General features: G+C 72.6%; 20 protein-coding genes and 1 pseudogene. 14 read left to right on the forward strand and 7 right to left on the reverse strand.

The window, feature by feature from the left end:
• Positions 1-30 precede the first annotated feature (30 nt).
• Complete coding sequence (locus ACFHPP_RS09265; protein ID WP_437162975.1) at positions 31-1,398, reverse strand: flagellar hook protein FlgE; 1,368 nt, start codon at positions 1,396-1,398, stop codon at positions 31-33.
• Between the two features lie 246 nt (positions 1,399-1,644).
• Here ACFHPP_RS09265 and ACFHPP_RS09270 point away from each other — a divergent pair, with 246 nt between their 5' ends.
• On the forward strand, positions 1,645-3,333 hold the full coding sequence (locus ACFHPP_RS09270) for a flagellar hook-length control protein FliK (RefSeq protein ID WP_437162976.1): 1,689 nt from the start codon (positions 1,645-1,647) through the stop codon (positions 3,331-3,333).
• Positions 3,334-3,347: 14 nt separating this feature from the next.
• Positions 3,348-4,022, forward strand: a complete 675-nt coding sequence (locus tag ACFHPP_RS09275) for a flagellar hook assembly protein FlgD (protein ID WP_437162977.1) — start codon at positions 3,348-3,350, stop codon at positions 4,020-4,022.
• An 8-nt stretch (positions 4,023-4,030) separates the two neighbouring features.
• Here the strand turns inward: ACFHPP_RS09275 and pgi are convergent, their stop codons facing one another.
• On the reverse strand, positions 4,031-5,665 hold the full coding sequence (gene pgi / locus ACFHPP_RS09280; RefSeq protein WP_437162978.1) for a glucose-6-phosphate isomerase: 1,635 nt from the start codon (positions 5,663-5,665) through the stop codon (positions 4,031-4,033).
• Between the two features lie 225 nt (positions 5,666-5,890).
• On the opposite strand from pgi, the gene ACFHPP_RS09285 reads away from it, so the two are divergent.
• Positions 5,891-8,893 carry an ATP-binding protein gene (locus ACFHPP_RS09285; RefSeq protein ID WP_437162979.1) on the forward strand — a complete coding sequence of 1,001 codons (3,003 nt, stop codon included), beginning with the start codon at positions 5,891-5,893 and terminating at the stop codon, positions 8,891-8,893.
• Here the strand turns inward: ACFHPP_RS09285 and ACFHPP_RS09290 are convergent, their stop codons facing one another.
• Positions 8,894-9,256, reverse strand: coding sequence for an MmcQ/YjbR family DNA-binding protein (locus tag ACFHPP_RS09290; protein WP_437162980.1), 363 nt, complete (start codon positions 9,254-9,256; stop codon positions 8,894-8,896). It abuts the gene before it with no gap.
• A gap of 110 nt (positions 9,257-9,366) precedes the next feature.
• On the opposite strand from ACFHPP_RS09290, the gene ACFHPP_RS09295 reads away from it, so the two are divergent.
• Positions 9,367-9,996 (forward strand): hypothetical protein, encoded by a 630-nt coding sequence (locus ACFHPP_RS09295; RefSeq protein WP_437162981.1) that lies wholly within the window; start codon positions 9,367-9,369, stop codon positions 9,994-9,996.
• Between the two features lie 99 nt (positions 9,997-10,095).
• Here ACFHPP_RS09295 and ACFHPP_RS09300 read toward each other — a convergent pair whose 3' ends face one another.
• Entirely contained in the window at positions 10,096-11,142 is a 1,047-nt protein-coding gene (locus ACFHPP_RS09300; RefSeq protein ID WP_437162982.1) for an Ldh family oxidoreductase, read from the reverse strand.
• 157 nt (positions 11,143-11,299) lie between these two features.
• Between ACFHPP_RS09300 and ACFHPP_RS09305 the strand changes: the two genes are divergently transcribed.
• From ACFHPP_RS09305 to ACFHPP_RS09315, 3 genes are all read left to right on the forward strand, one after another.
• The gene (locus ACFHPP_RS09305; RefSeq protein WP_437162983.1) at positions 11,300-11,488 is read left to right on the forward strand and encodes a hypothetical protein; all 189 of its coding nucleotides are present in this window, start codon (positions 11,300-11,302) and stop codon (positions 11,486-11,488) included.
• A 61-nt stretch (positions 11,489-11,549) separates the two neighbouring features.
• Positions 11,550-12,179 (forward strand): TRAP transporter small permease subunit, encoded by a 630-nt coding sequence (locus ACFHPP_RS09310; RefSeq protein ID WP_437162984.1) that lies wholly within the window; start codon positions 11,550-11,552, stop codon positions 12,177-12,179.
• Positions 12,176-13,486, forward strand: a complete 1,311-nt coding sequence (locus ACFHPP_RS09315) for a TRAP transporter large permease (protein WP_437162985.1) — start codon at positions 12,176-12,178, stop codon at positions 13,484-13,486. The genes ACFHPP_RS09310 and ACFHPP_RS09315 overlap by 4 nt, the downstream gene beginning before the upstream one ends.
• A 69-nt stretch (positions 13,487-13,555) precedes the next feature.
• On the opposite strand, the gene ACFHPP_RS09320 is transcribed toward ACFHPP_RS09315, so the two are convergent.
• On the reverse strand, positions 13,556-15,094 hold the full coding sequence (locus ACFHPP_RS09320) for an amidohydrolase family protein (RefSeq protein ID WP_437162986.1): 1,539 nt from the start codon (positions 15,092-15,094) through the stop codon (positions 13,556-13,558).
• Positions 15,095-15,105: 11 nt separating this feature from the next.
• Between ACFHPP_RS09320 and ACFHPP_RS09325 the strand changes: the two genes are divergently transcribed.
• Complete coding sequence (locus ACFHPP_RS09325) at positions 15,106-16,377, forward strand: hydantoinase/carbamoylase family amidase (protein ID WP_437162987.1); 1,272 nt, start codon at positions 15,106-15,108, stop codon at positions 16,375-16,377.
• Positions 16,378-16,397: 20 nt separating this feature from the next.
• Here ACFHPP_RS09325 and ACFHPP_RS09330 read toward each other — a convergent pair whose 3' ends face one another.
• Positions 16,398-17,453 carry a TRAP transporter substrate-binding protein gene (locus tag ACFHPP_RS09330; protein ID WP_437162988.1) on the reverse strand — a complete coding sequence of 352 codons (1,056 nt, stop codon included), beginning with the start codon at positions 17,451-17,453 and terminating at the stop codon, positions 16,398-16,400.
• 69 nt (positions 17,454-17,522) lie between these two features.
• Between ACFHPP_RS09330 and ACFHPP_RS09335 the strand changes: the two genes are divergently transcribed.
• The 6 genes from ACFHPP_RS09335 to ACFHPP_RS09360 all read left to right on the forward strand — a co-directional run bounded on the left by ACFHPP_RS09335 (position 17,523) and on the right by ACFHPP_RS09360 (position 24,687).
• The gene (locus ACFHPP_RS09335) at positions 17,523-18,425 is read left to right on the forward strand and encodes a polysaccharide deacetylase family protein (RefSeq protein WP_437162989.1); all 903 of its coding nucleotides are present in this window, start codon (positions 17,523-17,525) and stop codon (positions 18,423-18,425) included.
• The gene (locus ACFHPP_RS09340; protein ID WP_437162990.1) at positions 18,422-19,105 is read left to right on the forward strand and encodes a cysteine hydrolase family protein; all 684 of its coding nucleotides are present in this window, start codon (positions 18,422-18,424) and stop codon (positions 19,103-19,105) included. Before ACFHPP_RS09335 ends, ACFHPP_RS09340 begins: the two co-directional genes overlap by 4 nt.
• Positions 19,106-19,336: 231 nt before the next feature.
• A complete protein-coding gene (locus ACFHPP_RS09345; protein WP_437162991.1) occupies positions 19,337-21,295 on the forward strand; it encodes an AsmA family protein in 1,959 nt (652 codons plus the stop codon).
• 46 nt (positions 21,296-21,341) lie between these two features.
• Positions 21,342-23,177 (forward strand): ABC transporter ATP-binding protein/permease, encoded by a 1,836-nt coding sequence (locus ACFHPP_RS09350; RefSeq protein ID WP_437162992.1) that lies wholly within the window; start codon positions 21,342-21,344, stop codon positions 23,175-23,177.
• A 66-nt stretch (positions 23,178-23,243) separates the two neighbouring features.
• Positions 23,244-24,473 (forward strand): multidrug effflux MFS transporter, encoded by a 1,230-nt coding sequence (locus ACFHPP_RS09355; protein WP_437162993.1) that lies wholly within the window; start codon positions 23,244-23,246, stop codon positions 24,471-24,473.
• A 4-nt stretch (positions 24,474-24,477) separates the two neighbouring features.
• Positions 24,478-24,687 (forward strand): hypothetical protein, encoded by a 210-nt coding sequence (locus ACFHPP_RS09360; RefSeq protein WP_437162994.1) that lies wholly within the window; start codon positions 24,478-24,480, stop codon positions 24,685-24,687.
• 13 nt (positions 24,688-24,700) lie between these two features.
• Here ACFHPP_RS09360 and ACFHPP_RS09365 read toward each other — a convergent pair.
• A pseudogene (locus tag ACFHPP_RS09365) lies at positions 24,701-25,738 on the reverse strand (hypothetical protein); the annotation flags it as partial.

Below are 25,738 nucleotides of genomic sequence, written 5' to 3' on the forward strand. Positions count from 1 at the left end.
CTTCATGTTGCCACTGACGTGCCTTGCACGTCAGCGCTTCATATTAATCGTGTCCTGCAGCATCTCGTCGCTGGCGGTCACGATGCGGGTGTTGGAGGTGTAGGCGCGCTGGGCCAGGATCAGCTTGGAGAATTCGGCGGCGATGTCGACGTTGGACCGCTCGATGGAGCCCGTCACCAGCTTGCCGACGCCGTTCGAGGACGCATCCGTCACCCGCGCCTCGCCGCTTTCCACGGTGCGCAGGAAGGCCTGGCCATCCAGGCGCTGCAGCTTGTCCGGGTCGTTGAAGGCCACCACCGGCACGCGGGCCACGATGCGGGTCTGGCCGTTGTCGTAGTTCACCGCGACGTCGCCATTCTCCCTGACCGTCAGGCCGGAATAGGCGCCGAGCGGCACGCCGTCCTGCGACAGGTCGCGCACGCTGTATTCGGTGCCGGAGAAGTTGGTCAGCCCGGTCGGCTGGCCGAAGCCGCCGAGGCGCAGGTTCAGGGTCTGCTGGCCGAAGCCGTAATCCGCGGTGAAGCTCAGCGAGGCCGCATCCCCGGCGGCGATCGGCGGCGGCACCGTGCCGGTGGTGGCGGCCAGTGCGGTGATGGCGGAGATGGTGCCGGCGGGCGCGTCGATCGGCGGCGGGCCGGCGGCGATCTGCCCGCCGAACTCGATGTCGGCGAAGCGGCCATCCGGCGGGTTCTCGGTATCCCCGGCCGGGGTGATGCGCAGCCGCCAAGTGTCGGTGTCCAGCCGCCACCAGTCCAGCGTCACCTGCTGCTGGTTGCCGAGGTCGTCGAAGATCTGGATGACGCTGCTGACCGGCGCCTCGGTCGGCGCCCAGGGTGCCGCGGCCGGCGCGGCGACGACGCTGGGCACGTTGTAGGGCAGGTTGGCGGCCAGGTCGATGCGGGTGGTGGGCTGCGGGTTGTAGACCAGCTCGCTGATCCGGATTGGGTTCAGGGCGGTGCGGTCGGGCTCGCCATTGGGCAGCATCTGCCAGCCCTCCAGGTAGTAGCCGGCGCCGTTCACCATGTAGCCGTCGCGGTCCATCGCGAAGTCGCCGGCGCGGGTGTAGAAGCGGCGGTCGTCGAACAGCACGTCGTCGCCGGTGCCGCCGCGCGCCTGGGCGACGGAGAAGAAGCCCTGCCCGGCGATCGCCATGGCGAGCGGGTTCTCGGTCTGCTCCACCGTGCCCTGCACCGTGTTGGTATAGTCCGGCCGCGCCTCCACCGAACCCGGCATGTGCAGCCGGTTGGTGGAGCGCGTGAGCCAGCTGGTGAAGTTGGTGTCCACCCGCTTGAAGCCGGTGGTCTGGCTGTTGGCGACGTTGTCGGAGACATGGCCGAGGGCGCGGGCCTGGGCGGTCAGCCCGCTGATGGCGGTGGTCATGGAGCCGAGCAGCGACATGCGTGGGACCTTCCGTGGCGGAGGAGCGCGAGAGGGGGCATCGGGCCTCGGTCGAACCGCTGCCGAGGGGGATGATGGCAACCGGCGTGCCAGCCTGGACCGCCGGATCGGCGGCCGGGGTTGCCGGCTGGCGGCAGGATCTGCCGGCCGGCGACCCGATTCTTCCGGGCGATGGCTGGGCGGGCGTGGCATGGCGGTTGCCTTCCAGGAGCCGTGGCGCATGCCGCCCGAGGAAGACGCCTCCGCATGGACATCCTGGCCGCCATCCCGCCGCCGACGGCGACCGCCGGCCCCCTGCCGGCCGCTAAGGGCACCGCGCCCCAGGGCTTCGCGGCGCTGCTTGGCCTGGCGGTGCAGGCGCAGGACCTGGCGGGCATGGGCACGACAGGCGCGGAACCGGCCGAGGCGGCGGCCGCGGCGACGCCACGGCCGGGTTCGGCGCCTGCAGCCGCGCCCGCCGGGGATGAAGGGGCCGGGGATGAAGGGGCTGGAGTGCTCACGACCGGCCCGGCCGAGACCGAGGCGCTGGCACTGCCGGAGGCGGCCATGGGCGCCGAGCCGAACGTGGTCGGGCCGACGCAAGCGGGCCTGGTCTTCCTCATGCCGGCGGTGCCGCCGCCGGCGGTGCCGGTCTTCGGGGATCAGCCACCCGCCGGAACGCCGGCCGCGACGCCCGCGCCGTCGCTGCCCTTGTCGTCGCCTGCATCCGTCGCGAAGCCGGCTGCGTCAGGGCCAGCCGTGGCGGCAGGAGGTACGGCGCCACCGGGTCCAGCTGCCGCGGTGCCCGCCCCGACGGGCCTCGCTGCCGATGTCGCGGCGCCCGAGGCTGCGGCGGATGGCGACCTGGCGCCCATGGGCCTGGCGCCGATCCCGCACCAGGCGCCCGACGCCGGAAGCGGGTCGCCGCCGCCGCTTTCGGCCACGCTGCGTCCGGCCGCAACGCCGGCGGCCCATCCGGCCGCCCATCCGACGGCGCCCGGCGGGCCGGAGCCGTCTCGCGCGGCGGATGGCCTCACGACATCGCCAGGGGCGCCGACCCCGGCGACGCCCGGCCAGGTCGCGGCGGTGGCTGGTCGCGACCCGGCGGCGGACGGGCGCCTGGCCCTGGCCGTCGCACCGGCGGCCACGCCGCAGCCGGCCCCGGACCCTGCGCCCTCGTCCGACGCCGAGGAGGCGCCCGCCGCGCCGCTGTCGACCAACGCCGGCGACACGTCACCCGGGGATCAGGGGGAAGCGCCGCCGACCAGCCTCGGCACGGTCTCCTCGAAGGACGGCATGCCGGTGGCCTCGGCCGAGCCACACCTGGCCACGGACCCGCGTCCAGCCGTGGATCGGCCCGCGACGTCGGTGGCCGGGGCCGAGCCTGGCCCGGCCGAGCGAAGCCCTGGCCAGCCGGGGCCTGTCCCGTTGGGCCTCGAGCCACCTGGCATCGACTTGGCCGGCCGCACCCCTGCGGTCCCGGTGCCGCGCGCGGCGGCCCCGGTTCCCGTGGCCTGGCCCGCCCGCCAGGTCGCGCCCTTCGCCGTGGCGCTGGCGCTCGGGCCGGATTCCAGCCTGACCCTGACGCTCGATCCGGTGGAACTCGGCCGGGTGGAGGTCGCCATCGAGCGCAGCCGCGGTGAGGCCGCCATCCGCGTCTCCGCCGAGCGGCCCGAGACGCTGGCGCTGCTGCAACGCGATGCGCGGGAGCTGGAGCGGGCCCTGGGCGATGCCGGCTTCGGCGATCGCGCGCCGACGCTGTCCTTCGGGCTCAGCCAGAACGGCCCGGGGCAATCCGGGACCGGACATCCGAACCCCCGCCAGGACAACCCGGGCCATGGCGGGGGACCGGGCGGGGGACCGGGCGGGCAGCGCGAGGCGGGCGGCTTCCCGCGCCTCGCCGACCAAGCCCCGCGACGCGCCCCGCATCGCGGCCTCATCGATCTTGCCGTCTGACGGAGACCTTGGCCATGAGTGGAACCATCCAGCCCAACAGCTTCGCGACCGGCACCGCCAGCAACGGCAATGCCGCCAGCAGCAGCACGCGGCTGTCGGGCGACCTCGACACCTTCCTGAAGCTGCTGACCACTCAGTTGCAGAACCAGGACCCGACCGCGCCGATGGATGCGAACCAGCTGACCGAGCAGCTGGTGCAGTTCTCCACCGTCGAACAGCAGGTCAACACCAACGCCACCCTGGAACAGCTTCTCAGCCTGCAGCAGTCCAGCCAGCTTGGCGAGGCGGCCGGGCTGGTGGGGCGGCGCGTGGCGGTGGAGACGGACCGGCTGCCGTTGCAGGGCGGCCGGGCGGAGGTGAACCTGCCCGCCGCCGGGGCCGCCCGCAGCGCCCGGATCGAGGTGCGCGACGCCAACAACCTGCTGGTCCGGACCAGCGACGTGCCGCTGACCGGCGCCGCCACCACCTGGCGCTGGGATGGGCTGGACGGCCAGGCCCGGCAGCGCCCGGATGGGCTGTACCGCGTGACGGTCAGCGGCCGCGCCGCCGATGGCGCTGCGACGCCGCTGGCCTTCTCGGTGACCGGGCAGGTCACCGGGGCGGTGCGCGAATCCGGCTCGGTGATGCTGCGGATGGACGGGCTGACGGTCGGCTACGACCGCCTGCGGGATTTCGGCCAAGGCGGCTGAGGGTCCGCTCAGCCTTGCAGGCGGTGGATCTCCGCGATCATCGCGGCAGTCGCCGCATCGCCAGCGGCAACCTTGCCCTCCAGCGCCGGCAGGATGCCGGAGGCGAGCTGCTTGCCGAGCTCGACGCCCCACTGGTCGAAGGGGTTGATGCCCCAGAAGGCGCCGAGGCAGGCGACCTTGTTCTCGTACAACGCGACCAGCGCGCCGAGCGTGGCCGGTGTCAGCGCCGGCAGCAGGATGCTGGTGCTGGGGCGGTCGCCCGGAAAAGTGCGATGCGGCGCCAGGCGGTCGATCTCGGCCGGGTCCATGCCGGCCTTCGCCATCTCCGCCCGCGCCTCCGCCTCCCCCCGGCCGCGCGCCAGGGCCTCGGCCTGGGCCAGGGCGTTGGCGAGCAGGATGCGGTGGCTGGCGGCATGCGCGTGGTCGGGCCGCGCCACCAGCACGAAATCCACCGGCACCGGCGTGGTGCCCTGGTGGATCAGTTGCAGGAAGGAATGCTGCGCGTTGGTGCCCGGCTCGCCGAACACCACCGGGCCGGTCGCATGGCCCACCGGCTGCCCATCCGTCGTCACGCGCTTGCCGAGGCTTTCCATCTCAAGCTGCTGCAGATGCGCGGCGAAGCGTGAAAGCCGTTCGTCATAGGGCAGCACGGCGCGGCTCGGGTAGCCGAGGCCGTTGACGTGCCAGACCTCGGTCGCCGCCAGCAGCAGCGGCAGGTTTTCCGCCTCCGGCGCCGACAGGAAGTGCTCGTCCATCTCCCGCGCGCCGGCCAGCAGGCCGGTGAAGGCCTCCAGCCCGCAGGCCAGCGCGATGGAGAGGCCCACCGCGGACCACAGGCTGAACCGCCCGCCGACCCATTCGGCGAAACCGAAGACCCGCTCGGGCGCGATGCCGAAGGCCGCCGTCGCGGGCAGGTTGGTGGACAGCGCCGCCAGGTGCCGCGGCGCCGCGTCTTCGCCCAGGGCCTGCGCCAGCCAGGCCTTCACGAGTTGCGCATTCGCCATCGTCTCCTGCGTCGTGAAGGTCTTCGACGCCACCAGCACCAGCGTGCGGCGCGGGGCGAGCGTGGGTCGCAGCGCCTCCCACGCATGGGCATCGACATTGGCCAGGTAGTGCGCCCGCATCGGCATCCCGGCCCGCCACAGGGCGCGTGTCACCATCGCCGGTCCGAGGTCGGACCCGCCGATGCCGATGTTCACCACATCGGTGAAGCGGTCTCCGCCGGCGCCGAGGATGCGGCCGGCATGGACGTCCTGCACGAAGGCGGACATGGCGGCGAGAGTGGCGTGCACGGAAGCGGAGGCGTCCTCGCCACCGGTGCGGAAGTGGCCCGCGGGTGCGCGCAGCGCCATGTGCAGCGCCGCGCGACGCTCCGTGCCGTTCACCTCCTCGCCGGCCGCCATGGCATCGCGGAAGGCCGGCACGCCGCGCGCGCGGGCCAGGTCCAGCAGCGCCGCCAGGACGGGTTCCGTGAGCGAGGTGCGCGACAGGTCCAGCAGCAGCCCGGCAGCGCGGAAGGACAGGCGGCGGGCGCGGTCCGGATCAGCCTCGAGCCGGGACCGGATGGCGCCGGCGCCGGGCTGGCGTGCCAGCGTCGCCAGCTTCTCCCACGGGCCCTCCCAGGCTGCACCTGCCAGCGTCATGACTTTCTCCCCATGGAAACGATCGGCGCGACAAAATGCGCCGGGTGGGCAATGATGCGCAAAGCGTCGCCGCCCGGGCCTCGCCGGATCGCAGGGTTCGGCGTTTTGTTGCGCGGCCGGCGACACGTGCATGAAACACGGGCAGGTCCAGGATACCGCCCGGCGAGGGGGCTGCGAAGGGACGCGGTGGAAAGGTTGAGGGACCAGTCCGGGGCGAGGCATTCCATGGGGCTGCCGGCGCGCGGCAACGGCGGACGCTGGCTGGCGCTCAGCCTGGCGGCCTTCGCGCTGATCGCCGGCTGGCTGTTCCTGGCCGCGACCCTGGCCGATCGCCGCGCCACCCTCGCCCAGGGCTGGAGCGCGGCCGAGAACACCGCCGCCCTGCTCGCCCAGCATGCCGACCGGGTGCTGCGCTTCGCCGAGTTGACCACCGGGCGGGTCGCGCAGCTTGCCGCCGATGCGCCGCTGGAGACGCTGCGCGAGGAAGGCTGGGAGGAGTTGGCCCGGCTGGCCCAGGGCGTGCCGGAGGTGCATGCCATCTGGGTGGTGGATGCCGCCGGGCGGCTGGTGGTGAACAGCCTGGACCGCCGGCTGCACGGCGCCTCGCTCGCACACCAGCCGTATTTCGAGCCGCTGCGCGCCGGCGCCGCCGGGCACCTGACCGGGCTGCTGCATGGAGCACCCGTCGGTGGCTGGTTCTTTGCCTGGGGCCGGCCGTTGCAGGACGAAGCGGGTCGTTTCCAGGGCGCGGTGGTGGCGGCCATTGCGGCGGAGGAACTCGGCCAGTTGATGGAGGGACTCGCGCTGGGGCCTGGCGCCTTGCTGCAACTCGATCGGCTGGATGGCGCGCGGGTGATGCGCTGGCCGCTTTCCGCTGGCGACCCGGCCTCCGACCCGCAACGCCCGCTGGAGGGCGCCGCGGGGATGCGGGAGGAGGTGGACGCGGCGGGGACCGAGCGGCTGCTGGCCTGGCGAATGGCGCCGGGGATGCCGGTGGTGGCCTCCGCCGCCATTTCGCGCGCCCAGGTGCTGGCGCCATTCCGCGGCCGGCTGCTGCGCAACGGCCTGATCTTCGTCGTGTCGGCGGCGCTCGGGGTGCTGCTCGGCCTGGCGGCGCTGCGGGCGGAAGGGCGGGAACGCGCGGCGCGGCATTCGGCGGAGGAACGCGGCACCGCGCTGGCCGCGGCCCTGGCGGAACGCGAGGAATTGCTGGCCTCGGTGCAGGAAGGCGAGGCGCGGCTGCGGCTGGCGCAGCAGGCCGGGCGCATCGGGTTGTGGGACTGGGACCTGCGCGACGGCCGGCTTGCCCTGGTCGGCGACGTCTTCGGCGAATGGGGCCTGCGGTCCCGCCGCCGCATCACCGCTCGCGCCGCGCTGCGCGGGGTCCGCGCCGAGGACCGGCTGGGCCTCGCCGCCGCGCTGGCCGCCGCGGTGCGGGGCGAGATTCCGCTGGAGGCGGAGTTCCGCCTCGCCCATGCGGAGACTTCGGATGGCCCGGAACGCTGGGTCGGGGTGCGGGCGGAGGTGCGGCGCGGCATGGATGGCCAGCCGCGCCGGATGCTCGGCATCGCGCTGGATGTGACCGACCGCCGCCTGAAGGCGGAGGCGCTGGAGGTGGCCAATGCCACGCTGGAACGCCGCGTCGCCGAGCGCACCGGCGCGCTGGCCGATGCCAGTGCCCGGCTGCGGGAGGGCGAGGCGCGGTTCCGCGGCATCTTCGACGCCACCTTCCAGTTCATCGGCCTGCTGTCGCCGGACGGCACGCTGCTGGAGGCGAACGAGGCGATGCTGCGGCTGGGCGGCGTGCGGGCGGAGGAGGTGATCGGCCGGCCCTACTGGGATGCGCCCTGGTGGCCGGAGGATGCGGCGCTGCGCGGCCTGGTGCGCGAGGCCGTGGCGCTGGCGGCGGGCGGGCAGTTCATCCGCCGCGAACTGGCGATGCGGGCGGCCGATGGCCAGCCGCTCGCCATCGACTTCTCGATCAAGCCGGTGCGCGACGAGGACGGGCTGGTGTCCCTGCTGGTGCCGGAGGCGCGCGACGTCTCCAGCCTCAAGGCGGCGCAGGCACAGCTGCTGGAGGCGCAGAAGATGGAGGTGCTGGGCCGCCTGACCGGCGGCGTGGCGCATGACTTCAACAACCTGCTGATGACGGTGCTGGGCAATCTCGGCCTAGCCCGCAAGCGGCTGGGGGAGGCTGCCACGCCGCAGCTCCTGCGCCACCTGGATGCCGCGGCGCTGGGCGCGGAGCGTGGTGCGCAACTGACGCAGCGGCTGCTGGCCTTCGCCCGGCGGCAGGATCTGAAGCCCGCCGCGGTGGACCTGGCGCAACTGCTGGCGGGGTTGCACGAATTGCTGGCGCAATCCGCCGGGCCGCGGGTGCAGGTGAAGCTGGAAACACCTGACGGGCTGCCGGCCGCGATGGTGGACCCGCATGCGCTGGAACTGGCGCTGATGAACCTGGTGGTGAACGCCCGCGACGCGATGCCGGAGGGCGGACGCATCCTGGTGCGGCTCGACCAGCGGACCCTGCCCCAGGCTGCCGCAGCAGGGAACGCCGGGCCCGCCGGTACCAGCCCGAGCCTGGGGGCCGGCGAATACCTCTGCATCGCCGTCACCGATCCAGGCCAGGGCATGGATGCCGCGACGCTGGCGCGCGCCGTGGAGCCGTTCTTTTCCACCAAGGGGCCGGGCCAGGGCACCGGGCTCGGCCTGTCCATGGTGCATGGGCTGGCGCTGCAATCCGGCGGCGCGCTGCAGATCGACAGCGCGCCGGGGCGCGGCACCGTGGTGACGCTGTGGCTGCCGGTCTCGGCCGAGGCGGCAGCCGCGGTTGCCGGATCGGCGGATGAGGTGGCCGTGCCGCGGGGTCAGGGGCGCGTGCTGCTGGTGGACGACGAGGCGATGGTGCTGGAAGGCACGGCGGCGATGCTGTCCGACCTGGGCTACGAGGTGCAGGTGGCTCCATCGGCGGAAGCTGCGCTGGCCCTGCTGCATGCCGGCCCCGCACCGGCCGCCGTGGTCACCGACCATGCGATGCCCGGCATGACCGGCGCCGAATTCGCGGCAGTGCTGGCGCGGGACATGCCGGGGCTGCCGGTGGTCCTGGCGACCGGCCATGCCGGGCCATGGAACGATGCGGAGGGGCCGCCGCGGCTGGCGAAGCCCTATTCGCAGGCACAGTTGGCGCGTGCGCTGGCGGATGTGCAGCAGCGGCGGGCGGCCGAATAGCTATTCCGCGACCTGCCCCGCCAGCCGCCTCGGTGCCACGAGCCGGTAGCTGCGCCGAACCAGGGCCGCCGCCTCCGCCCAATCCGTCGAACCTTCCAGCCGCAGCGCCACCCATCCCCTGTGGCCGAGGTAGGGCGGCCGGAAGAACCGCTCCGGCGCCGCTTCCAGCAGAAGCTGCTGGCTGCCCGGCGGCGCCTTGAACCACGCGGCCGGGCCATCCTCCGCCGTCTGCACCATGGCGAAGATCCGGTTGCGCACGCGGAAGGTCGGGTGGTCCCAGGTCTCCACCTCCGCCGCCTCCGGCAGGGCGAGGCAGATGCGGCGGAGCCGGGCGATGGCGCGCGGGCGGGATGGGTGCGGCATCCGCCGAGGCTACCGCGGCAGGTCGCGCGTTTCGCCAGGTTTCGCGCGGCTTGACCTGGCCCGGGCGGGCGGGAGAGCCTGCCCGGCCGGCACCACGAGGGGACCCATCCATGAAGCGCCCGCAGCTGATCGCCTCCGCCCTGGCGGTGGCCGCGCCGATGTTCGCCGGTGCGGCCGCGGCGCAGGACCGCCCGCCGCTGTTCCCGACGCGCGATGTCAGCGTCGCCTACCGCGTGACCGAGACGCAGGGCCGGCCTGCCGGCCAGCCGGCGCTGCCGGGGATGACGCTGTCCTGGCTCGCCGCCGCGCAGACCATGCGGGTGGATCTGGCCGGCATGGGCTGGATGGTGGCCGACCACCGGGCGCAGCGCGGCTTCATGGTGATGGAGCAGATGCGCATGGTGATGAACATCCCGATGGACCAGGTGGCCAAGCACACCGGCATGTCGCCCACCGCGCGGTTCCGCCGCACCGGCAGTGCCACCGTCGCCGGGCATGGCTGCACGGTGTGGAACTTCGAGGACGGCACCGACCGCGGCACCGCCTGCATCACCACGGATGGCGTGATGCTGCGCGCCCAGGGCAGCGCGCAGGGCCAATCGGGCAGCATGGAGGCGACGCAGGTGACCTATGGCACGCAGGACCCGGCCCGTTTCCGGGTGCCCGCCGGCTACCAGACCATGCAGATGCCGCAAGGCATGCCGAACATCCCGGGACTTACAGGCGCGCCGCGCCGCTAGAGCATTTTCAAGTCAGGCGGATACGCCTGACGGCTCGGAAAATGCGCCAAATCAACAGCTAGGGCCGTTTCACCTGTGCATGGCGCAGGTGAAACGGCCCTAGATTTCGACCGCGACGCCCAGCTTCCGCGCCGCGTCCTTCAGCCCCGCCACGATGGCCGGCGAGAGCCTCACGCCGTCCCGCAGCGCCTCCCGGCGATGCGCCAGGCCGGATTCGCCGGGCAGGCGCACCCGCGCCACCCCCGGCCGCGGGGTTGCCGCGCGGCAGGCGGCGGCGGTGTGGCTGGTCTGCCGGCGGAAGGCGTCGATCCCGGCGAAGGCCTCCGGGTCGTACAGTTGCAGCAGCACGGAGGCGGTCCAGCCGCTCGGCCGGTCGGCGCGGCCATAGCCGGACAGGCCCTGGGTCAGCGCCTCGTTCATCAGCGCCCAGGCATAGCCCTTCTGGCCATGGTCCTGCCCGCCGGCCGGCAGCAGCGTGCCGCCCCGGGTCAGCACGGCCGGGTCGGTGGAGGCGCGGCCCTCGGCGTCCTGCACCCAGGCATGCGGGAACTGCCCGCCTTCCTTCTGCAGGCGCCCGGCCATGTTGATGGTGGTGATGGAGGCGCTGACATCCATCAGGATGGGCTCGCCGTCGGTCGGGATGCCGGCCGCCACCGGGTCCGGCGCCAGCACGCCGGTGATCGCCCCGAAGGGGGCCACCGCCGCGGCGGCGGAGGCGGAGGAGGACAGCACCAGCATGAAGCCGCGCTCCGTCGCGCGTGTCAGGTAGGTTGCGAGGCAGCCGATGTGGTGGCTGTCGCCGATGGCGACCGTCACGGTGCCGTATGTGCCGACGCGGTCCAGCGCCAGGTCCAGCGCGCGGTGCACCAGCCAGGGGCCAGGCAGGCGGCGGCCGTTCCAGGTGACGCAGGCGCCGCGGTCGCGCAGCACCTCCGGCTCGCCTTCCGTCGCCATGCCGCCATTGCCCATGTCCTCGAGGTAGCGCGGCAGCAGCGCCAGGCCGTGGGTCGCATGGCCGAGCAGGTCCGCTTCCACCAGCGTGCGGGCGACGGCGCCGGCCTTCGGCGCGTCCAGCCCGGCGGCGCGGCACAGCGCCTCGGCCGAGGCAATCAGGCGCGCCGGGTCGTGGCGGGTGGCGTCGGACATGGCAGGGGGTTCCCGGCGTGATGAAGCGGCACGCAGGGTATCGCGAAGCGCGCCGGCGCGTCGATGCGGGGGCGGCAACGCAAGGCAGCCCTGCGGCCAGGACAAATCCGCACAAATATCCGGTTTCAAGTCAACGGAAACTACGCCAAGAGCAATCATGCTCGAACATTCCGACTGCAAAGTGCAACTTCTCGAGTCGCAAATCGACGCCATGCGGAAGATCATGACTGATCTGGCCCAGGCCTTCGACGAAGCGCTGCTTCTGCTGGAGCAGGACGCGCAGGAGACGGACCACCGGGCCGCGACGGACAGCGCGGCCGCGGAGGGAGACGCCGCCGCAGCCTGAGTCAGGCTGCCGGCTGGCACCGATGTTGCACAGCCGCCCGGGTCCTTGCAGCAAGGTGCCCATGGCCGTCTCTCCCAGATCACCCGCCGGCGGCGCGTCCGGCGCCGGCAAATCCATCAACCCCGTGGCGGCGGGCGTCGCGCCCGTCACCCGCTTCTTCAGCCTGCTCTGCGGCTGGTGGCTGCTGGGCTACAGCCTGCTGGTCTGCGCGGACCTGATCGCGCGGCGCTACCTCGGCGTGTCGCTGCAGGGCACGGACGAGATCGGCGGCTACACGCTGGCCGGGCTGGTCGCCTTCGGCTTCGCCCATACCCTCGTCGTGCGGCGGCATACGCGGATCGACCTGTTCCTGTCGCGCCTGCCCGCGGCCCCGCGCGCCGTGGCGCATGTGGTGGCCGCGCTCGCCATCGCCGCGCTCGCCGCCTTCGCCGCCAGCCGCGGCTGGGCGGAGATGTCCGACAGCATCGACTTCATGTCCGTCTCCACCAGCCCGTTGCAGGTGCCGCTGTGGATTCCGCAGGGCGTCTGGTTCGCGGGGCTTGCCCTGTTCGCCGCGGTCGCCGTGCTGCTCGCGCTGCACGCCGCATCCCTGCTGGCGCGCGGCCGGGTGAGGGAGGTGAATGCCTGGTATGGCCCGCCGACGGTGGATGAGGAAATCGCCGTCGAGACCGGCAAGGAGGCGCTGCGATGACCGGCTTCGGGGTGACCGAGGCGGCCATCGGCTTCGCGCTGATGCTCGCCATGCTGTTCGCGGGGCTGCATGTCGGCGTGGCGATGGCGGCCGTCGCCCTGCTGGGGGCGGATCTCTATCTCGGCGCGCCGGTGATCAACGCGCTGGGCACGCAGTTGTGGGGGGCGACGGACAGCTTCACGCTGCTCGCCGTGCCGCTGTTCGTGCTGCTCGGGGAGTTGCTGGTGAAGGGCGGCGCGACGGACCGGATGTACAAGGCGCTGGCCGCCTGGCTGGGGCCGCTGCCGGGCGGGCTGCTGCACACCAATATCGGCGCCTGCGCGATGTTCGCCGCGGTCTCCGGGTCCTCGGTCGCGACGGCGGCCACCATCGGCACCGTCGCCATGCCGACCTTCGCGAACCGGCGCTACGACCCGCGCCTGGTGCTCGGCACCATCGCGGCGGGGGCGACGCTCGGCATCCTGATCCCGCCTTCCATCAACATGATCATCTATGGCGCGATGACCAACACCTCCGTCGGCCGGCTGTACGCGGCCGGCGTGGTGCCGGGGCTGCTGCTGACCGCGATGTTCATGGCGATGATCGCCGTGCTGTGCCTGTGGCGCCCGGCGCTGGCCGGCCAGAGCGAGCCGCGGCTGCCGCTCGGCGCCCGCATCCGCGCGCTGGGCGGGCTGGCGGCGCCGGTCGGGCTGTTCGTCGCGGTGATGGGCAGCATCTATGCCGGCTGGGCGACGCCGACCGAGAGCGCGGCGGTGGGCGTCGTAGCGGCTTTCCTGCTGTCCTTCTGCTACGGCCGCTTCAAGGTCTCCATGCTGCATGCCTGCTTCGAGACCACGGTGACGGTCAGTTCCATGATCCTGCTGATCGTGGCGGCGGCGTTCTACCTGAACTTCGTGCTCGGCATCCTCGGCGTGCCGCAGGCTCTGTCGGCCTTCGTCACATCGCTCGAGGTCGGGCCGATCGGCATCCTGTTCGTGCTGTTCGTCTTCTACCTGGTGCTCGGCTGCTTCCTGGAGACGCTGTCGATGATGGTGGGCACCATCCCCATCGTGTTCCCCATCGTCGTCGCGCTGGGCATCGACCCGGTGTGGTTCGGCATCTTCCTGGTGGTGATGTGCGAGATCGCGCTGATCACGCCGCCGGTCGGGATGAACCTGTACGTGGTGCAGGGGGTGCGGACGAGCGGCACCGTGGGCGAGGTGATCCAGGGCACGCTGCCCTTCCTGGGCATCATGGTGCTGCTGGTGCTGCTGCTGATCGCGTTCCCCGGCCTCGCGCTGTGGCTGCCCGGGCTGGCGTTCGACTAGGGCCGTTTCACCTGCGCCATGCACAGGTGAAACGGCCCTAGCTGTTGATTTGGCGCATTTTCCGAGCCGTCAGGCGTATCCGCCTGACTTGAAAATGCTCCAGGTTCGCATCGCGTAGTGGTCGCGCACCGCCTGCACCAGTGCGGCCACGGCGGCCTCGCGCTCCGGCGTCCAGGGTTCGCGGGCGCGGGTGGCGGCGGTGGCGACCGCGGCGGCGGTCGCCTGCGCATCGAGGTGCGGGAAGTGGCCGTCGCGGTACAGCACCCGGCCATCCACCATGGTCAGCCGCACGTCGCGCGCATCCGCCCGCGCCAGGATCAGGTCGAGCAGCGGCACGGACGGGTCGGCATAGGCGCCGCGCACACGCCGCAGGTCGACGGCGATGACATCCGCCGCGAGCCCCGTCGCCAGCGCGCCGATCTGCCGGTGCAGCCCCATCGCCGCCGCGCCCTGCCCTGTCGCCATGCCGAACAGCGTCGCGGCGTCGGGCGGCCCGGCGCCCTGCCAGGACGGCTCGGTGGAGAGCCTGGCAGCCAGGCGCAGTTCCTTCCACAAATCCTCGTCGTCATCCATCGTCTGGCAATCCGTGCCGATGGCGACGCGCACCCCGGCCGCCCAGTACGCCGCCAGTGGGGCGATGCCGCAGCCGAGGCGCAGGTTGCTCGCAGGGTTGCGCACCAGCATCGTGCCGGTGCGGGCGGCGACCGCGATGTCGCCCGGCGTCAGATGCGCCGCATGGGCGAGCGAGGTGGCGGGGCCGAGCACGCCGAGGCGTTCCAGCCGGGCCAGCGTGCCCTCGGGGTACAGCCCTCGCGCGGCGGCGGCCTGCGCCACGCTTTCCAGCGCATGCATGTGGATCGGCACCTCGCCCCGCGCCCGCGCGGCTTGTGCGAGGCCGGTGAACAATTCGTCGCTGACCCATTGCGGGCCGGCGGGTGCGAAGGCCAGGCGGATGCGGCCATGGCTGGGCAGGGTTTCTGCGAGTCCGTCGTACAAAGCCGCCGCCTCCTCCGCCGTGGTGGCGTAGATCGGCGGGTCGGGCGGCCCGACCAACGCCTGCAAGGCCGCGGGCAGCGCGGCCAGGAAGCCGGGCTGGTCCTCCGCCGGAAACACCAGGCTGGCGCGGTCCTGCGCGCCGATGCCGACCAGCGCGCGCAGCCCCGCCGCATCATAGGCCGCGATGGTGCGTGCCAGATCGTCTGGCTGCCGCCCGGCCTCGCCCCAGGTGGTGTTGGCGTGGATCGTCGCGGTGACGCCGGAGGCCAGCATCTGCATCGCCGCCAGTGGCACCATCGCCGCCGGGTCCAGCCAGCCGCGCCGCCGCTTGGTCGCCTGCCAGGCCTCCAGGATCATGTCGGGGAAGCCGAGCTGCAACTGGGTCAGCCCGCGCCCGTGCTGATGCGCGTTCACCAGGCCCGGCAGCAGGGCGCAGCCTTCCAGGTGCAGCCGCTGCGCGGCCGGCGCGGCGGCGGCAAGATCCGCCGCGGGGCCGATGGCGGCGATGCGGCCATCGGCGCCCACCAGCACGCCATGGCCTTCCCGCGCCACGCTGTCCGTGGCACCGGAAACCAGCGCCTCCGCCGTCAGGAGGCAGGTGGCTTCACGCATCGGAGTTCTCCATGACTGTATCCGCCGCCGAGACCCGCGCGCTCGACCTTGCCGCCGGCTACCTGGAGGCCCTTCGCGCCGGCAGCCTCGATGCCCCGGGCGTCACCCGCGCCTCCTACGGCGCCGGGGAACGGCTGGCGCACCTTCTGGCGCGGGAGGCGGCGGAGGCGCTGGGGCTGGAGGTCGCGGTGGACCCGATCGGCACGCTGTCGATGACCCTGCCGGGCGCGGACCGCAGCCTGCCCGCCGGGATCATCGGCAGCCATGCGGACAGCGTGCCGCATGGCGGCAATTTCGATGGCGCGGCCGGCGTCGCCATGGGGCTGGCGGTGGCGGCGCGGCTGCGCCACCTCGGCCGCCGCCTGCCGCGCGACCTCACGCTGCTGGCGATCCGGGCGGAGGAGATGGTGTGGTTCCCGGCCAACTACCTCGGCAGCCGCGCGGCCTTCGGGCTGCTGCCGCGCGAGGCGCCGGACACGCTGCGGCGCAGCGACAGCGGCCGGACGCTCGCCGACCACATGGCGGAGGAAGGCTTCGACCCCGACTTCATCCGCCAGGGCCGCGCCAGCCTGCGGGCCGAGCGCATCGCCTGGTTCCTGGAGCCGCATATCGAACAGGGCCCGGTGCTGGTGGAGGCGGGCCTGCCGGCCGGCCTCGTCACCGGCATCCGCGGTTCGCTGCGCCACCGGAACTGCCGCGCGATCGGGCAGGATGCCCATGCGGGAGGCGCTCCGCGCCGCACCCGGCGCGATGCGGTGATCGCCGCCGCCACGCTGGTCGCGGGGCTCGACGCCTTCTGGACCGCGGAGGAGGCGGCCGGCGCCGACCTGGTCTGCACCATCGGCGAGTTTTTCACCGATGCCACCCGCCACGCGCCGACCCGCGTGCCCGGGGAGGTGCGCTTCACCCTGGACATCCGGTCCGAGGATGTGGCGACGCTGGCGCGCGCCGAGGCCTGGCTCGCCACGGCCGCAGCCGGGGCGCAGGCGCGGCATGGGGTGACGATCGACTACGGCCCTGCCCTGCATGTGCCGCCGGCGCTGATGGACCCGCGGCTGCGCGCGGCGCTGGCGGCGGCGGCGGCGGAGGCCGGCATCGCCAGCATGAACATCGCCTCCGGCGGCGGGCATGATTGCGCGACCTTTGCGGGCCAGGGGGTGGCGTCGGCCATGATGTTCATCCGCAACGACGGCGGCAGCCACAATCCGGAGGAGGCGATGGAGATGGACGATTTCGCCGCCGCTTTCCGCATCGCGTCCGGCGCGGTGGAGCGCTTCGGATAGACGCTCCACCGCGGGGTTGCTCAGTTGATGGTGAAGCCGCGCGCGGCGCCGACGGTGCCGTTCCAGGTCTGCGTGCACTGCGCCCAGACGCGGTTGCAGGTGTCGCGCCAGGTCGGCAGGATCACGGCGCCGACGGCTTCGCGCACCAGCTGCGCATCAGCCTCGTTCACCGCCACCAGCGTGTTGCGGAACGGCTTGTGTTCCGAACAGGCACCGCCGGTGGAGCACGACAACGCGTCGCCGTTGGAGTTGGTGGCGATGTCCCACATCGCATCCTCCATCCGGCGGAACTCGCGCGTCAGCGCCGTCTGCTGTTCCGGGGAGAAGCGGCGCCAGGCGGCCATGGTCATGAAGTGACCCTGCACGGCGCCCGAAAGCCCCAGCGGAAGGATATGCGTGGTGACTTCCGGCCAGTTGCCCGTGTTGCCCGAGGTGGCGGAGGTGATGGCGCAGCTCGTCACGCCGCGTTGCAGGGCCGGATACACCTCGCTGAACTGCAGCGTCACCGGCGTGGCGCCGAGGTGCTGCAGCAGCGCGGACATGGTCGGCGTGAAGGACCGCACCTTCAGGCCGCGCAGGTCGCGGACGGAATTGATCGGCGCGTTGCAGTAGATGATCTGCGGGCCGAAGGGCCACAGCGTCATCACCCGCGTGCCGAAGCGCTGCTGCAGGCGCTCATCGAAGGCGGCGCGGTAGGATTCCACGGCGCGGCGCAGTTCCGGCACGCTGGTGGAGACGCCGATCAGGTCCAGCCCCTCGAAGAACGGATCATCGCGCGCGACCATGCCGATCTGCACGCTCATCACGTCGAAGGCGCCGGAGCGCAGCAGGCGCAGGCTGTCCGCCGCCTGGATGCCGAGCACGTCGAGCGGGTTGTAGGTGACGGCCAGCGGCGTGCTGGCGGCGGCGGCGAGGCCGGCGAAGAACGGGCGCTCCACGCCATCCACATGCTTGGTGTTCTGGCTGAAATTGCCGGCGACGCGCAGCGGGATCTGGGTCTGGGCCTGGGCGGAGGCACCGAGCCCGAGGGCAGCGGCGAACAGGCCGGCGACGAGGCGGCGTGGAAGGCTGGGCATGGTGTTCTCCTGGCGGATCATGCGGCACGGAGCTTGCAACATCCGGGCCAAAAGCGAGGATCCCTCACCATGCGCCGCGACCTGGTCGGCTACGGCTTCGCGCCGCCCCGCATCGCCTGGCCCGGCGGCGCGCGCCTCGCCGTCTCCATCGTGGTGAACTACGAGGAAGGGGCGGAGATGGCGGTCGAGGCCGGGGATGCGGAGAATGAGCGCATCGGGGAGGTCATCAGCATCGTGCCGCCCGGCCGCCGCGACATCGGCCAGGAACAGATTTTTGGCTACGGCCTGCGCGCCGGGCTGCCGCGCTTCCTGGACGCCTTCGACCGGCATGGCGTGAAGGCCAGTTTCTTCATGTGCGGCCGTGCCGTGGAACGCACGCCGGCGCTGGCGGCGGAGGTGACGCGGCGCGGGCATGAGGCGGCGAACCATGGCTGGGTCTGGCGCCCGCATGCGGATTACGCGACCGAGGCGGAGGAGGAAGCCGGCCTGCTGCGCGCCGGCGCCGCGATCGAGGCCGCGACCGGCGAGCGGCCGGTGGGTTTCTTCTGCCGCGGCAGTGCCTCGCCCTGGACGCGCTTGCTGCTGGCGAAGCATGGCTACCGGTACGACAGCAACGCCTTCGACGATGACCTGCCCTATTGGGATGCGGGCATGCTGGTGCTGCCCTATGCGCTCGACTGCAACGACATGAAGTTCTTCCACCCGAACGGCTTCGTCCTGCCGGACCAGTTCGTCGCCTATGTGGAAGCCGCGCTGGACCAGCTGATCGAGGAAGGCGAGCGCGGCGTGCCGAAGCTGCTGAACATCGGGCTGCACCTGCGCATCTGCGGCCGCCCCGCCCGCTTCCGCGCGGTGGAGGGCATCCTGCGCGCGCTGCGCGCACGAGGTGACGCCGTCTGGGTCGCGCGCCGCCGCGACATCGCCGAACATCTGCACGAGGCGCTGCCGAACCCGGGGGAGGCCACGCCATGATCACCATCGACAACCAGCAGGTCTTCACCGAGACGACGGAGCTGGTGGACCCCGCGCATACCGCGCTGGTGGTCATCGACCCGCAGAATGACTTCTGTGCCGAGGGCGGCATCTTCGCCCGCGCGGGCAAGGACATGAGCACCTTCCCCGCCGCCATCCGCGCCTGCGCCCGCCTGGTGGACGCCGCGCGCGCCGCGGGGGTGCAGGTGTTCTTCATCCAGAACCAGAAGCTGTCCCATGGCCGCTCCACCTCCCCCGCCTGGCTGCGCTTCCTGACCGTGCGGAACGGGATCACGGAGGAGCCGGAGGTCTGCCTCGCCGGAAGCTGGGGCGCCGAATTCGTGCCGGAGCTGCAACCGGCGGGCCGCGACATCGTGGTGCAGAAATGGCGCAGCTCCGCCTTCGTCGGCACCAACCTCGACATGCTGCTGCGCACCAACCGAATCCGCACCGTGGTCTGCTGCGGCTTCATCACCCAGGGCTGCGTCGAACCCACCGCGCGCGACGCAGGCTTCTACGACTACTACCCGGTGGTGGTGGAGGATGCGGTCGCCAACCATGACCCGGACCTGCACGCCGCATCGCTGCTGGTGCAGCGGTCGCGCTACGACGTGATGCCGAGTGCCGCGATCCTGCCGGTGTGGGAGGCGGTGGTTCCGCAGCTCCGGGCGCCGGAGTAGGCCGGGGCAGTTGCGCATTGCAAACAATCATCCGTGATCCGCCGGGTACAACGCTCTATTTTATTTTTTATTTGAAGATTGAGCTTAAGTAGAAGTCCTGCCGCGCCACCTCGTGCCGGCTGCGTCAGCGCCCTGCCACCGCTTCGCGGCAGTTGCGCCGTCGGAAGACCATCATTGCGAACCTAGCATCAGCGCCCGGCATCCTCTGCCGGCGGGTATCAGGAGAATCACGTGGCTCGTCTGCATCTGCCGCGTTGGCTCGCCTGGGTGGGCGTGCCGCTGGTCCTGCTGTTGCTGCTGGTGGCCTTCTGGTCGTGGGACTGGTTCATCCCGCTGGCCGAACGCCGCGCCTCCGCCGCCATCGGGCGCACCGTGACCATCGGACACCTGCACCTGCAGCCCGGCCGGATCAGCGTGCTGACGGCCGAGGATGTGCGCATCGCCAACCCGGATGGCTTTGCGGCCGACGCCCCCTTCGCGCAGGCGGCGCGCCTGGTGGCGCAGGTGGACCTGATGGAATCCTGGCGCCGCAGCGCGCTGGTGGTGCCGGAGGTCGTGCTCCAGCAGCCGGTGGTCGAGGCCGCGTCGCGTGACGACGGCCGCGACAACTACACGCTCGACGTCGCCCTGCCCGAACCGGGCCAGCCCGCGGCCTTGCAGATCGGCATCCTGCGGATCGTCGAAGGCCGCGCCCACATCGTGCTGCCGCATCTCCAGGCCGATCTGCGCCTGGCGGTTGCCACGCGGGACGAGGCCGGCGCGGCGCCGCGCCTGGCCGCCACCATCAGCGGCACCTACGCCGACCAGCCGATCACCGGCGAGGCGATCGGCGGCGCCGTGCTGGCGTTGCAGGCGGACCGGCCGTGGCCGATCGCCGTGCAACTCGCCAACGGCCCGACCGAACTCTCGCTGGAGGGCACGCTGCGCGACCCGCTGGCGCTGGGCGGCGCGGAGCTGCGCCTGGTGCTGCGCGGGCCCGACATGGCGCTGCTGGAGAAGCTGACCGGCGTGCCGATTCCGCGCACGGCGAACTACGAGGTCGCGGGCCGGCTCGACCAGGTCGAAGGCCGCTTCCGCTTCCGCGAGATCGCCGGCCGCGTCGGCCAGACCGACATCGCCGGGACCGTTACTGTGGGCACGCTGACCGTGGGCACGATTGAATCGCGCGTCGATGTCGTGGGCGAGTTGCATTCGCGCCGTGTCGACCTCGCCGATCTCGGCGGCTTCATCGGCGAGGAACCCGGCCGCGTGGCAACGCCCGGCCAGACGCCGGAACAACGCCGCGCCCTGGCCCGCAACGAGGCCCAGGCGCGCGTGCTGCCGGATGAGCCGATCAACCTGCCGAAGCTGCAGTCGACCGACATCCGCATCAGCTACCGCGCCGACAGCGTCATCGGCCGCAACGTGCCCTTCGACAGCCTGCGCACGGAGCTGGAGGTGAAGGATGGCGTGGTGCATCTGCGGCCGCTGACGCTCGGCGTCGGGCGCGGCCAGATCGCCGGCAACGTCACCCTGACGCCGGCCGAGGAAGGCCGCATGCGGGCCGAGGCCGATGTGCAGTTCCAGCGCCTCGACCTGTCCCGCCTGATGCAGGCGACCCGGACCTTCGAGGGGGCCGGCACCATCAACGGCCGCGCGCGCCTGACCGGCACCGGCAATTCCTTCGCCACCATCCTCGGCGCCGGCAACGGCACGCTGACGCTGGGCATGTCCGGCGGCAACCTCTCCGCCCTGCTGGTGGATCTGTCCGGGCTGCGGCTGGCGAATGCGCTGCTGTCCTCGCTCGGCGTGCCGGGCCGCACCGCGGTGCAGTGCTTCGTCGGCGACCTGGTGCTGCAACGCGGCGTGCTCAACCTGCGCACCGTGCTGCTGGATACCGAGGACGTGCTGGTGGCCGCGACCGGCAGCGTGAACCTGGCGCGGGAGCGGCTGGACATTCGGCTGCGCAGCTCCTCCAAAAGCTTCACCATCGGCACCCTGCCGACCTCCATCCTGATCGCCGGCAGCTTCCGCAACCCGTCCGTCGGGCCGGAGCTGGGCGAGCTGGTGGCGCGTGGCGGCGCAGTGGCGGGGCTGGCGGCGCTGCTGGCGCCCGTCGCCGGGCTGCTGCCGACCATCCAGTTCGGCACCGGCGAGGACAACCGCTGCGAGGCCATGGTCCGCCGTGGCGTCCCGCAGCCGGCCCGCTGATTCCCACACCCCACCTCACCCGATCCAGCAAAGCGACGACCAGGCCATGAGCGACGCCGTGCCCGTCAGCCGAAAGTTCTTCCGTGACTTCGCCCGCCTGGCCACGCCCTACTGGACCGAGAAGGGACGCTGGCGGCCACGGCTGCTGACCGGCCTGCTGGGCCTGCTGGTGGTCTGCCAGATCGGCCTGGTGCTGCGGCTGAATGTCTGGAGCGCCGACCTGTTCGATGCGCTGGAGCGGCGCTCAACCGAACACGCCATGGCGCAGATCGGCATCTTCGTGCTGATCCTGTGCGGCACGATGGCCGCCAACATGGGCCACCTGGCGGTGCGCCGGCATCTGCAACTGGACTGGCGGCGCTGGCTGACAGGGCGCGTCATCGGCCGCTGGATGGAGGATTCGCGGCATTTCCAGGCCGGCCTGATCCCCGGCGACCACGCCAACCCGGATGGCCGCATCGCCGAGGATATCCGCGTGATGACCGAAGCCGCGGTCGATCTCGCCAGCACGCTGTTCTACTGCGTGCTGCTGCTGGTGACCTTCGTCGGCATCCTGTGGTCGGCGTCGGGCTGGATCACCGTCGCGGGCATCGCGGTGCCGGGCCACCTGGTGCTGCTCGCCTTCCTGTATGCCGGCCTGGGTGCTGTCGTTGCCTTCGTGCTGGGCCGGCCGCTGGTGCGGACCACCGATGTGCGCCAGACCAAGGAAGCCAATTTCCGCTACGACCTGGTCCGCGCCCGCGAAAGCGCCGAGCCGATCGCGCTGGCCCGCGCCGAACATGCCGAGCGCGCGCGCCTGACCACGGGGTTCGAGACCATCGCGCTGGCCTGGAAGGACCAGTCGGTCGGACTGGCCCGGCTGATCGCCTTTTCCTCCGGCTATGTCGCGCTTGCCGCGGTGTTTCCCATCCTGGTCGGCACGCCGCGTTTCCTGGAGGGCACGCTGACGCTGGGCCGGCTGATGCAGTCGGCGCAGGCGTTCCAGCAGGTGACGGCGGCGCTGTCCTGGCCGGTGGACAACCTGCCGCGCATCGCCGAATGGCGCGCCTCCGTGGAGCGGGTCCTGGCGCTGGAGGAAGCGGTGCAGGTGGTGGCGCTGGAATCGGCGCGGGCCGGCGAGACCGCCATCAACATGGACCGCGCGCCCGGCGCCTGGCTCGGCGTCTCGGACCTCTGGGTGGCGGAGCCGGACGGCACGGCGCTGCTGAACAACCTGTCGCTGCGGGTGGAACCGGGCGAACATGTGCTGGTGGATGGCGACCCGGAGGCCGCGGCGGCCTTCTTCCGCGTCGTCGCCGGCATCTGGCCCTGGGGCTATGGCCGGGTGGACCTGCCGGCCGACGCGCTGATGATCGCCATCGGCCGCCGGCTGTTCCTGCCGCAGGGCACGCTCCGCCGCGCGCTCGCGCTGCCCGAGGCGGCGGCGGATCCGGATGACGTGGCGATCCGGGCGGCGCTGGCCGATGTCGGGCTGGCCGGGCTCGGCGACCGGATCGACCGGTCCGAGGATTGGGCGGAGGTGCTGAACGGCGCCGACCTGCAACGGCTCGCCTTCGCCCGGCTGCTGCTGTTGCGGCCGGACTGGGTGGTGCTGGGCGACGCGACGGATGCGCTGGACCCGATCTCCGCCGACGCGCTGCTGCGGCTGGTGAGGACGCGGCTGCCGCAGGCGGCGCTGGTGCTGATCGGCCAGCATCCCGGCTCCGCCGAGACCTTCGACCGTCGCCTGACACTGGACCGCTCGACAAGTGGGGAGGTGCTGCTGAACGAGGTCTATGCCCGCCGCCAGGCGGCCCGCGCCCCGAAGCGACGGCCGCTGGAGGTGGTGGACTGGCTACGCCAGGGCTACCCGGCGGATGCCCCCAGCACCACGCACGGGTGAGGGTTGTCCGGCGCGGGCGTCTGCCGGGCTGTCCCGCGCCCCTGCCGGCGGCCTACACTCGGCCGGGTGACCAAGCATTCAGCCCCTCCGCGCGCCGCCGTTGCGCCGCTGCTGCCCTCCGGCCAGGCGCGACCGCCGATCTGGCTGCTGGTCGCGATCATCGCCATCGGCCCCTTCACCATGCAGGTGCTGGTGCCGTCCCTGCCGGCGATGGGGCGGGACCTCGGGGCTTCCACCGCCCATGTCCAGTTGACGGTGACGCTGTACCTGCTGGGCGTGGGCGCGGGGCAGCTGGTCTATGGCCCGCTGTCGGACCGGTTCGGGCGGCGGCCGCTGCTGATGGGCGGACTTGCGCTGTATGCGGTGGCCAGCCTCGCGGCGGCGCTGGCGGGCGGCATCGGGGCGCTGGTGGTGGCGCGCGTGATCCAGTCCATCGGCGCCTGCGCCGGGGTGGTGCTGACGCGCGCCGTGATCCGCGATGTCTGGCCGCGCGACGAGGCCGCCAGCGTGCTCGGCTACGTCACCATGGGCATGACCATCGCGCCGATGCTGGCGCCGATCCTGGGCAGCCTGCTGGAGGAAAGCTTCGGCTGGCGCGCCAGCATGTGGGCCTGCCTCGCCGTGGTGGTGCCGCTGGCGCTGGTCGCCTGGCTGCGGCTGCCGGAGACGCTGGCGGTGCCGCAGAAGCTGCCGGGCCTGTACGCGATCTGGCAGGCCTATCGCAGCCTGTGGGCGATCCCGGCCTTCCGCGCCTATACGGCGCTGACGGCCTGCGCCACCGGCATCTTCTTCGCCTTCCTCGGCGGTGCGCCCTACGTCGTGGTGCAGGGGATGGGCTACACGCCGGTGCAGTTCGCACTGGCCTTTGCCACCATCTCCATCTTCTTCGCCGCCGGGAACTGGCTGGCGGGGGTGCTTTCGAAGCGCCTTGGCATCCTGCGCATGGTGGGGCTGGGCACCGTCGTCGCCACGGTGGGCGCGCTGGGTGCCGCGGTGGCGGTGCTGGTGTTCCCGCCGCATATCCTGGTGTTCTTCGCACCCATGGCCGCCGTCGCGGTCGGCAACGGCATGACGCAGCCCAACGCCATCGCTGGCGCGCTGAGCGCGAAGCCGCAGCTGGCCGGCACCGCCTCCGCCCTGGTGGGCGCGTTGCAGATGGGGTTCGGCGCGCTGATGACCTTCATCGTCGGGCTGGTGGAATTCGGCAGCGGCATCGGTACGTCGCTCACCATGGCGGCGGTGGGCGTGGCGTGCCTGATGGCGCTGCGCGGGGCGCGGCGGGCGGGGGGAGGATGACGGGATGACGGACAGCTACATGCAGGAACAGGCCGAGGCGCTGGCGCAGCACCTGCGCCTGACCGATGGCAAGTCCGGCTATGTCGAGGCGACGGCCGATGGTTTCCGCGTCTTCGTGCGCAGGAAGTGGCCGGGCAAGCCGCTGGCCGCCTGGGACGGCCTGCCGGTCGAATGGCACGAGAATGTCGGCAGCAACAAGGCGGCCAACCGGTAGCCGGGGCCGCGCACTACAGCAGCCAGTCGCTGGCCAGCGCCTGATCGGGGCCGGTGAATTCGAGGTCCGGCACCGGGTCGAGCGGGAGGAGAAGATCGGGGCTGGGATCGTCGGCAGGACCAGCATGGTCCGGGCGCAACACCACCAGCAGGTCCTGGACCCAGGCCTCCGGCGCAGCTTGCATGGGTTGCGATGGCTGCGGCGGGACCTCGTCCAGCACCACGGGCACGATGGCCGGCAAGGCGTCGACGGGTGCGGGCTGGTCCGGCTGCGGCTGGACCTCGTCCAGCACCGCCGGCACGATGGCTGGCGGCGGCAGGGCGTTCGCCGGCGCGGGCTGGTCCGGCTGCGGCAGGACGTCCTCCAGCACGGCCGGCACGATGGCTGGCGGCGGCAGGGCGTCCGCCGGTCCGGGCTGCTCCGGCCGCGGCAGGACCTCGTCCAGTACGGCCGGTACTATGGCTGGCAGCGGCAGAGCGTCCACAGGCGCCGGCTGCTCCGGCTGCGGCAGGACCTCGCCCAGCACCGCCGGCACGACGGCGGGCAGCGGCAGGGCGCTCGCCGGCACGGGCTGGTCCGGCCGCGGCAGGACCTCGTCCAGCACGGCCGCTACCATGGCTGGCAGCGGCAGGGCGTTCGCCGGCGCCGGCTGGTCCGGCCGCGGCAGGACCTCGTCCAGCACGGCCGGTACCATGGCTGGCAGCGGCAGGGAGTTCGCCGGCGCCGGCTGGTCCGGCCGCGGCAGGACCTCATCCAGCACGGCCGGCACGATGGTGGGCAGCGGCAGGGCGTTCGCCGGCGCGGGCTGGTCCGGCCGCGGCAGGACCTCATCCAGCACGGCCGGTACCATGGCGGGCAGCGGCAGGGCGTTCGCCGGCGCGGGCTGGTCCGGCCGCGGCAGGACCTCATCCAGCACGGCCGGCACGATGGCTGGCGGCGGCAGAGCGTCCACAGGCGCGGGCTGGTCCGGCTGCGGCAGGACGTCCTCCAGCACGGCCGGTACGACGGCGGGCAGCGGCAGGGCGTCCACCGGCGCCGGCTGGTCCGGCTG

It is taken from the genome of Falsiroseomonas sp. E2-1-a20, assembly GCF_051433195.1.
In the GTDB taxonomy this organism is placed as follows: Bacteria; Pseudomonadota; Alphaproteobacteria; order Acetobacterales; family Acetobacteraceae; genus Falsiroseomonas.

What these genes read in the sequence shown, in the direction of transcription:
- ACFHPP_RS09265 (WP_437162975.1), bottom strand. Translation starts at nt 1,398, where the DNA reads ATGTCGCTGCTCGGCTCCATGACCACCGCCATCAGCGGGCTGACCGCC.
- ACFHPP_RS09270 (WP_437162976.1), top strand. Translation starts at nt 1,645, where the DNA reads ATGGACATCCTGGCCGCCATCCCGCCGCCGACGGCGACCGCCGGCCCC.
- ACFHPP_RS09275 (WP_437162977.1), top strand. Translation starts at nt 3,348, where the DNA reads ATGAGTGGAACCATCCAGCCCAACAGCTTCGCGACCGGCACCGCCAGC.
- pgi (WP_437162978.1), bottom strand. Translation starts at nt 5,665, where the DNA reads ATGACGCTGGCAGGTGCAGCCTGGGAGGGCCCGTGGGAGAAGCTGGCG.
- ACFHPP_RS09285 (WP_437162979.1), top strand. Translation starts at nt 5,891, where the DNA reads ATGGGGCTGCCGGCGCGCGGCAACGGCGGACGCTGGCTGGCGCTCAGC.
- ACFHPP_RS09290 (WP_437162980.1), bottom strand. Translation starts at nt 9,256, where the DNA reads ATGCCGCACCCATCCCGCCCGCGCGCCATCGCCCGGCTCCGCCGCATC.
- ACFHPP_RS09295 (WP_437162981.1), top strand. Translation starts at nt 9,367, where the DNA reads ATGAAGCGCCCGCAGCTGATCGCCTCCGCCCTGGCGGTGGCCGCGCCG.
- ACFHPP_RS09300 (WP_437162982.1), bottom strand. Translation starts at nt 11,142, where the DNA reads ATGTCCGACGCCACCCGCCACGACCCGGCGCGCCTGATTGCCTCGGCC.
- ACFHPP_RS09305 (WP_437162983.1), top strand. Translation starts at nt 11,300, where the DNA reads ATGCTCGAACATTCCGACTGCAAAGTGCAACTTCTCGAGTCGCAAATC.
- ACFHPP_RS09310 (WP_437162984.1), top strand. Translation starts at nt 11,550, where the DNA reads ATGGCCGTCTCTCCCAGATCACCCGCCGGCGGCGCGTCCGGCGCCGGC.
- ACFHPP_RS09315 (WP_437162985.1), top strand. Translation starts at nt 12,176, where the DNA reads ATGACCGGCTTCGGGGTGACCGAGGCGGCCATCGGCTTCGCGCTGATG.
- ACFHPP_RS09320 (WP_437162986.1), bottom strand. Translation starts at nt 15,094, where the DNA reads ATGCGTGAAGCCACCTGCCTCCTGACGGCGGAGGCGCTGGTTTCCGGT.
- ACFHPP_RS09325 (WP_437162987.1), top strand. Translation starts at nt 15,106, where the DNA reads ATGACTGTATCCGCCGCCGAGACCCGCGCGCTCGACCTTGCCGCCGGC.
- ACFHPP_RS09330 (WP_437162988.1), bottom strand. Translation starts at nt 17,453, where the DNA reads ATGCCCAGCCTTCCACGCCGCCTCGTCGCCGGCCTGTTCGCCGCTGCC.
- ACFHPP_RS09335 (WP_437162989.1), top strand. Translation starts at nt 17,523, where the DNA reads ATGCGCCGCGACCTGGTCGGCTACGGCTTCGCGCCGCCCCGCATCGCC.
- ACFHPP_RS09340 (WP_437162990.1), top strand. Translation starts at nt 18,422, where the DNA reads ATGATCACCATCGACAACCAGCAGGTCTTCACCGAGACGACGGAGCTG.
- ACFHPP_RS09350 (WP_437162992.1), top strand. Translation starts at nt 21,342, where the DNA reads ATGAGCGACGCCGTGCCCGTCAGCCGAAAGTTCTTCCGTGACTTCGCC.
- ACFHPP_RS09360 (WP_437162994.1), top strand. Translation starts at nt 24,478, where the DNA reads ATGACGGACAGCTACATGCAGGAACAGGCCGAGGCGCTGGCGCAGCAC.